6 protein-coding genes are annotated in these 6371 nt (G+C 59.1%); 1 reads left to right on the forward strand and 5 read right to left on the reverse strand.

The features are described 5' to 3' along the window. Positions 1–89: 89 nt before the first annotated feature. Positions 90–1259 (reverse strand): ATP-binding protein, encoded by a 1170-nt coding sequence (locus QZX93_RS24925; protein WP_295392112.1) that lies wholly within the window; start codon positions 1257–1259, stop codon positions 90–92. A gap of 127 nt (positions 1260–1386) precedes the next feature. On the opposite strand from QZX93_RS24925, the gene QZX93_RS24930 reads away from it, so the two are divergent. Beyond that, positions 1387–1548 (forward strand): hypothetical protein, encoded by a 162-nt coding sequence (locus tag QZX93_RS24930; protein ID WP_295392110.1) that lies wholly within the window; start codon positions 1387–1389, stop codon positions 1546–1548. A gap of 588 nt (positions 1549–2136) precedes the next feature. Here QZX93_RS24930 and QZX93_RS24935 read toward each other — a convergent pair. The 4 genes from QZX93_RS24935 to QZX93_RS24950 all read right to left on the reverse strand — a co-directional run bounded on the left by QZX93_RS24935 (position 2137) and on the right by QZX93_RS24950 (position 6068). After that, the gene (locus tag QZX93_RS24935) at positions 2137–2889 is read right to left on the reverse strand and encodes an HIRAN domain-containing protein (protein ID WP_295392108.1); all 753 of its coding nucleotides are present in this window, start codon (positions 2887–2889) and stop codon (positions 2137–2139) included. Continuing rightward, on the reverse strand, positions 2886–3803 hold the full coding sequence (locus QZX93_RS24940) for a hypothetical protein (protein ID WP_295392106.1): 918 nt from the start codon (positions 3801–3803) through the stop codon (positions 2886–2888). Before QZX93_RS24940 ends, QZX93_RS24935 begins: the two co-directional genes overlap by 4 nt. Before the next feature lie 13 nt (positions 3804–3816). Next, a complete protein-coding gene (locus tag QZX93_RS24945) occupies positions 3817–5604 on the reverse strand; it encodes a GIY-YIG nuclease family protein (RefSeq protein ID WP_295392105.1) in 1788 nt (595 codons plus the stop codon). Between the two features lie 200 nt (positions 5605–5804). Further along, a complete protein-coding gene (locus tag QZX93_RS24950; RefSeq protein WP_295392103.1) occupies positions 5805–6068 on the reverse strand; it encodes a hypothetical protein in 264 nt (87 codons plus the stop codon). Between the last annotated feature and the right edge of the window lie 303 nt (positions 6069–6371).

Below are 6371 nucleotides of genomic sequence, written 5' to 3' on the forward strand. Positions count from 1 at the left end.
GCATCATGACATTAACCCGTTGTCTTTCGTTGTGATCTTTGTGCCTTTGTGGTGCGAACTGCCGAATTTAGGTTAATCCAATACCGCGCTCAGGTCCGCCCGGCCGCCGCCCCGATCGAGCGCCATGGAAACACCTCGACCCCCTCGCGTGTATAGCCGTCCTCGCCTCCATAGATCAGCCAGCCCGGCAAGGCGTCGTCGCCCGCGAAGGCGCGCCATTTCTCAATCCCGCGCAACCAGTCGCGGACCAGGGTGGCGCCCGACTTGATCTCCACTGGCTGCAGGTGCGTGCCCGACTCCAAGAGCAGGTCCACCTCGTTGCCGGTATTGTCCCGCCAGAACCAGAGCCCGGCCGGCCGGCCCGCGTTGAAGCGCTGTTTGACGAATTCGCCGACCACCAGTGTCTCGAACAATGCACCCCGCTGCGGGTGGAGATTGAGCGCGGCGGCGTCCTTGATCCCGAGCAGGGCCGCAGCGAGCCCGGTGTCGAGGAAATAGAGCTTGGGCGTCTTGACCAACCGTTTACCGAAATTGCGGAAATAGGGCGGCAACAGCATCACCAGATAGCTCGCCTCCAATACGGAGAGCCAGTCCCGGACCGTGGTGTGCGAGATCCCGCAGTCGTTCGCCAGCGCCGACAGATTCAGCAATTGCCCGGTACGCGCGGCGCACAGCCGTACGAACCGTTGGAAGAGTGCCAGGTCCCGCACCGCCAGCAATTGCCGCACATCGCGCTCCAGGTAGGTCGCAATATAGCTCGGGAACCAGTCGTCAGGTGCGAGCGGCCGGTCATAGAGCGGGGGATAGCCCCCGCGCCACAGAAAGGTATCCAGGTCCCCGGGCAGCAGCCCTGCCTCGGCCAACTCCGGCAACGAGAATGGCAGGAGTTCGATCCGTCCGACCCGCCCCGCCAGGGACTGGGTGATGCGCGACATGAGCCCGAACTGCTGCGAGCCCGTCAGCACGAAGTCCCCCATCCGTTGGCGGGCATCGACGAGCCCTTGCAGGTAGGACATCAGTTCGGGCGCCCGCTGCGCCTCGTCGATCACCGCCCCGTCCGGAAAGCGGGCCAGAAACCCCCGCGGGTCCACCAGGGCCGCCTCGCGCTGGTCCGGTTCCTCCAGCGAGACATAGGCGCGCCCGGCACGCAGCGACCGGGCCAGGGTGGTCTTGCCCGATTGCCGCGGGCCGGTGATCGCGAGGATCGGGAAGCCACGCGCGAGGCGCAGGGCGGTGTCGGTGGCATGTCGGGGGATCATGTGGCGAGTTTACAAATTGAAAGTTGCAGTTGCAATCTGTAAAACCGCGGTCTTGGCCTAAGTTTAGCACATCGGATTATTTGTATCTTAAGATCATGCGCTTATCGCGTATGGCCATGGAGTGGGTGTGACCGCGCTCGCACCCTGCGGGCGCTTCGATCCAGCCCCCGGCCGTCTGCCGGGCGCGGTCGCCTACCCGCTCTTCCGGGGCGACGATTGGCTGGCGACCTCGGGCCTCTCCATCACGACCGCACTGGAGGCCGCCGCGCCGAACACCCGGATCGCCTAGCAGCCTGTCGGACTTGATGGCGTAACCGATTGATTAAACAGGAAAACGACTTTTTGGCGCAAAAGAGGAAACTCTTTGCATTCAATCGGTTGCATCACTAAGTCCGACAGCCTGCTAGGCCTGAGATTGGGCGGTCTTCCGGACCTGGGCGCCGGGTCGGGCGGCGGTTTGGTATCCGGACGAGCGCGACCGCATCCGCCTCCCGACCCGGCCGGAACTGCTGGTGCGGTTCGTGACCGACATGCTGGGTGGTTATGTCGGCTACCTCGTGCTGGCCGTCGCTTCAATTGGCGGGAAATAGGTATACTGCCCGCGAAATGCCCAGCTAAAACATCTGATTTGGAGCGCATCATGATTGTGGTGACAGCGTTCGAAGCCCAAAACCGCTTCGGGGATCTGATCGATCAGGCACAACGGGAGCCCATCAAACGTTCCTGGTCGGGATTCGCTGACGGCTACTCCAAACGCTCGTCCTGATCGATTTCGCAGCGCCAGTGACAGTTTATTTGGATTAGAGGAATTCACGGGGCAGACCACATTCTTGTGCTGCCGTGAGAAAAGCACGAAATTGTGGTCTCTCCCCGGTATTCAATGGGGTGCAGGGCTGGTAGGCGTCGAGATCGGCCGGTACTGTCCGTCCTTGCAAGGCGAAAACGCTGCCGGCCAGGGCGCGGAGAGTTTACACAACAGGCGGTATTGCATGGGCGCGTCCTGGTTGACGCGTTCCACGGTGACCATGACGGCCTCGGCCCCTGCCAGTTGAATGAGTCGAGTCCAGTCGGCGGCGTAATAACGCGGCACATAGCCGACAATGGACACGGGGTCACCGGTGCGCAACATAAGCGCCATGCAATCGATAGGATTCTGAAGATCGTGAAGAAGGTGAAGCCGTTCCCCGACATCCAGGGAGCCAATCCGTGCCTGATTTTCCGCGGCCAGATGCCGCAGCCCGCGCCCGAAGAAATAGACCACGTAGCAGCGATCCGCCGTCGCCTCGGGGTAGGGGATCAGCTCGATCGTGTCCGTCGCCCGTAAGCCGCCCGTCCGCGCCAACTCATCAAGTGCGTCATGGTCCGCCGCGGATAGGCCAAGCCAATTAAGATAGTCCCGATACTCCGGCCGCGATTTCGGCAGCACGCGGTTCGCGAACAGCGGAAACAACTCATTGGAGATGTATTGGGATTCGAGGTTTGTCATCCGCCCGAAGGGGGTGAAGCCAGGAAGATCACGCGCTCCCTCGGTGTAGACGAAACGGTAGCTGCCATTCTCCCGGGTCAGTCTCGCCACGGGCGCCCAGCAGCGTGAGTCATGATCCTGCACGGCCACGAATAATGCTTTCATATCAATGCTTCCGATGGAAGATGCAGCAAGCGGTCCCGGTTCGCCGAGAGCAGGCGTAGGGCGAAGTCTCGGGCGGGCTGCGTCATGAAATCCCCCGGCACCTCGTTCAAGATGGTCTCAAAGTGGGCGGAATCCAGCCCGTCGAGGCACTCGAGCCAGTACGCGGCGGCACTCGGATTAGCCCACAAGGCATGTGTGAAGGCATCCAGTGTAGACAAGGCCTTCTTACTCGTGTGCGTCTCGTAAAGTCCCGAGGTGGCCCGCGCAGCGTAAGCCCTCACGCTGCGCCCGGAATCCCTGGTCGTCAGCCGCTCGATCCGGACCTCGTCGGTCTCGTTGCGCCCGAGGCTGGACGCGTGGTCGAAGGTCGGGGCGAGGGTAAGTCCATGCCTCGCCGAGTTTATCAGGCCCCAATTTTCGTGGTGCCGATCCTGGTTGCCAATCAGGGCGTCGAGCAGCAGGTATCCGACAAACACCCCAACGGCGTCAGCCACTGCTGTTGGGCAGGTCCAGCCGGATGGAGTTCCCGCACCGGTTGCCCCGAGGACCGCCAGAACCCGTCGCACCGTGTGCTGCCGAACCCGAAAGCGCCCGGCCTCCGCGTAGTCCGGAAAGTTCTTCGCCAACAGTTCGTTCCCCAGGATCAAACGCGCCTCCTGGGGGACCAACGACGGAGAGACGACGCCGAGACGCCCCCGCCAGACTGCGAGGTCGTACTCGGCATGGGGCAATCCCAGCAGCCGCGCCACTTCGCAGGCCACCTTCTCGGCCCAGTGCTCGCCGCTACCCGGATAGCCCTCCTTGAACAGAACCCAGGCGCCGTCCGCTGCACGAAACCAGAATTTTTCCTTGGTGCCCAGTTGCTCCAACTGGGCCGAGGCCATTTCCGGAACCTGGATGACTGGATAGGTCATGGACATCACGAGACTACCATCGTCCTTCTGCCTCTTCCCCCCTCCTCTCGGCCTCCGTAATCTTCCCCTCCCTCACATACCGATCCAGCAGTTCTTTCCTCCCCTCCCCACCCCTCAGCATCTTCCGCGCAAGCGCCAGCCCCTCAGTATCCGTGAGTTTGAACTGCACTCCCTTTCGCGCGAACTCCTGACCCAGTGGACTTGCACGCCAAGCCGCTTTTGCTTCTCCGGCGATCCTCCCCAACAGTCCACTCGGCTTCGCTTGCTCCCTCTCCGTCGCGTGTTCGACAAAATAGGCCAGCGTCTCTCGCTGCTTCAATGTCATCACTTCGAGGGGAGGCCCCTTCATCTGTTCCAAACCTATCGCTGTATCTGCCGTCACTAGCGCACGTCTCACCGCTGCATCTCCATTCTGCGCTTGCCTCCCCAACTGCTCATGCAGTGCGCGCCATCCCCGGTTAATCACTCCAAGATCTCCGGAGTGCGTCCCCTCATGCCACAGCACCGCCTCCAGATTATCGGCCGTGTTCCAAATAATGATGCTGTGGTCACCAAAGTCGTAGGCCGACCGCCAGCCTGCGGACTTATACTCCTTCCGAGCGTCTTTCAACTTGATGAAGCCGCTCTTTTCCATTCGTTGGAGAACCCTCGGTTTAATCGCACGCTCAAGCTCTTTCCTTATTTCTTCAATCTCGCGAGGGTGTATCTTATGGGCAAAGACTAACGTGTCTCCGACTCGAGACTCCTGACCGTCCCTAAGAGGTTCGCTCATCTCGGCATCACCGGGTTGCCGAAGAAATAATTCGTCGTTCGGGAATGCGATGCGACAGTACCGCTGTACGGATTGGCCGAACGTTGTTCTTTTAAGATCAAGCCAGTTCCGGGGGTCCGATATCTCCCTCATTTGCTTCTGATATTCACCCTCAATTCCCAGGAAGCTCTTTATGCGGTCCACGGTAGTCTGTTGACAAGAATAGGATTCCTCGAATTGCGTTTTCCACTGAGGCAGCCCTAATAGTCTGCGCAATTGCCTCTGCAAATCCTCCATTTCCCAATAGGTCCGCCCCGCCACTATCTCGTCAACCGAGAAAACACGGTTCACGAGAATGCGATAGTCGGAACGGTTGCCCGTATCTGCGGCTCGATATGTTTTCTCCTCTTGCGCCCACTCATCCGCTTCCGCCCTCGTCGGCATTGCTCTATGTTCTTCGAGGAAAGTCTTAATCCAGTCGTATATCGCGACCGGCTTTAGATGGCGTGCCGAAGCGGATCGCATCGCACTTAGGAACCACGCTTCAGTGAATACAGGTAGTGCGCCGCATGCGTCACGCGGCCTATCCCCTGCCTTAGAATCAAAGTGGCGCCAGATAATCGTCAAGAGAGCGTCGAGAGCGTTCTTTTCCGTAGCAATTATCAGTCTTCTCTCGTTGGCGAGAAACGAGTGGAACTTCTCCCGTTCGTCTCTATCTCTTTTCGCTGCCTCTCGGGACTCTAGGTCGCCTTCTTCGTACAACAGGTGCGTTTCCGTCCGTTGCGCAATGTCCAGAATGCAGAATATGGCCTGTTCGACGCTAATACGGAAGAATTCTTTGGCCTCATTGTAAAGTACGAGCGATTTATGCGCTCGTTGCTCAAGCACATCTGGGCGGTCGACGAATGCGCAATACTCCACGACAAACTTGTGAGGCAGCCCCGTTCCATCTAGCTCCTCCGCACGAATTTCCGGATGCTTTGTCGAATAGCCGATTTTTACCAGTCCAGGCATTGCCTTGTTGGACATGACGTAAACGAAGCCTTTCATACCGGTGACGCTCGGTTAAGATTTCTGCGATAAGCCGCCCGGCTCAATTTATTTCGGCCAGCGGAGAAAAATCTAATTGAGATCGGCCCCCTTTCTCAGTTGATCGTCTGGCGGATTAAGTAAGCGTTCGCCCAAAACTGCGTGGTAGCCAGAGGCGTTAAAAGGAACAGGTTCTTACGCTCCGGGCTTTCGATATTTTTCTAGAAAGCTTCAAAGGCAGCGCCGGACGAAAACTGGTCTGCGACTGCTGATTTAGCGATCCGGAGGTAAGTGTCTTCGTTTGCTATGTATCGATTGTCGGCAGCCATCATTAACCCCTTGAAACCTAACGCCTGCGATGTGTGAAGCAGGTATCTTCTTGCCTTCTTTGAAAGCACCTCGTCCATCGCTTCTTGTTGTTCATCATAATCTTCTTCCGCGTCAGGTTCGCCGGGTGCAGGGTCGTAATCCGCTACCTTGGGCACGATGGGTCGAAGAAGACCGTGGCCGCCTGCTCGAACGTCCCCCCGGCGTGGCGTCCGGGATTTGCCGCAGGGCCTTGGTCGTGGCTCCGGCCACCGGAGGTTGAGGTTTTAGCCGGCCAAGCCTGCGTACCTTACGGATTTTAGATGGTGATCACGAAAACTGCCACCGGCTAACGGCCATGGAAGGGGGGCCTGCCACCCCTGACCATGAAAGTCTTTCAGGCTAACGGGGCGCTCCTGCGCCCGCTCGTGGTTTTCGCGTGAAACCTACTTCACAGACATCGGCTTACGGCGACTTTCACG

This window comes from uncultured Thiodictyon sp. (assembly GCF_903946935.1).
GTDB lineage: Bacteria > Pseudomonadota > Gammaproteobacteria > Chromatiales > Chromatiaceae > Thiodictyon.